Genomic DNA, 1,033 nt, shown 5'->3' with positions numbered 1-1,033 from the left:
CTAGCTGTGTAAACCCACCAGGTTGTTCACGGAAAGGCCCAGCCGACTAACCGGAGGACAGTAATCCAGGCTGGCATGCGGCCGATGCCAGTTGTACTGGTGAAGCCAGGCAGGTAGGTGCCTGCCTCGCTCCTCCGAGCTCGCGTATGACCGAGCGTAGGCCCACTCACGCAGCGCCGTCTGGATGAACCGCTCGGCCTTGCCGTTGGTGCGCGGGCTGTACGGCTTGGTCCGGCGGTGCTTCAGCCCCAGCCGCCGGCATAGACGCTGGAAGCGACGGGAGCGATAGCAGGCGCCGTTGTCGGTGAGCACCCGGTTAAAGCGGATCCCCAGGCTGGCGTAGTAGCGCACTGTCCGCAGCAGGGCCAGGCAGGCACTCCAGCCTGTTTCGTCGGGATGAAGGCTACTGAAGGCCAGTCGCGAGTGATCGTCGATGGCCACATGGACATATTCCCACCCCGCCTTCGGCGTGTTCTGCTGGCGATCGCCGGTCACTCGATGCCCCGGGCGCTCGAAGCACCCCAGCTTCTTGATATCCAGGTGCAGGAGGTCTCCCGGCGCCTCGTGCTCATAGCGATTGTCGGGCCTTGCCGGTGACAGGGCAGCCAGCCGGTTCAGCCCCTTGCGCTTGAGAATCCTCGCCACCGTGCTCTGTCCGATCCCCAACGCCTGGGCAATCTGGCGATAGGTTTGACGTCGCTGACGCCGTTCGATGAGCTGTTTGACGGTAGCGGCGTCTGTCGCCAGGGGGCTTCGTGAAGGGCGCGACGTGCGGTCTTGCAGACCGGCAACCCCTTCTTTGCGGAAACGATGAACCCATTTGTAGACCGTTCTCACGCTGACACCCTGGGCTTGAGCCACCTCCCTGGGCCGTAGCCCTTCATCAATGACACGGGCGGCCAGCAGGGCTCGACCATGCGGTGTGAGACGGGCATTCTTATGGGTGTTCATCCGGGCCTCCTGGAGGTTGGTTTGGGTCGCACCTCCAATTGTCCGGGTAGGCTCCGGATGAACAACCTACCGAGAGATCACA

General features: G+C 63.2%; 1 protein-coding gene. It reads right to left on the bottom strand.

Going from position 1 to position 1,033, the window contains the following annotated elements; translation table 11 throughout:
• Nucleotides 1-951 carry an IS481 family transposase gene (locus DOM32_RS17500; RefSeq protein ID WP_110637032.1) on the bottom strand — a complete coding sequence of 317 codons (951 nt, stop codon included), beginning with the start codon at nt 949-951 and terminating at the stop codon, nt 1-3.
• Nucleotides 952-1,033: the final 82 nt, after the last annotated feature.

Source organism: Salinicola salarius, from assembly GCF_003206135.1.
GTDB classification, from domain to species: domain Bacteria; phylum Pseudomonadota; class Gammaproteobacteria; order Pseudomonadales; family Halomonadaceae; genus Salinicola; species Salinicola salarius.
Note: the sequence above shows the minus strand (reverse complement) of the source record. Positions and strands in the feature narration are given on the sequence as shown.

Bases quoted from the DNA above. Each gene is read 5' to 3' on its own strand.
- DOM32_RS17500 (WP_110637032.1), bottom strand. From the start codon at position 951: ATGAACACCCATAAGAATGCCCGTCTCACACCGCATGGTCGAGCCCTG.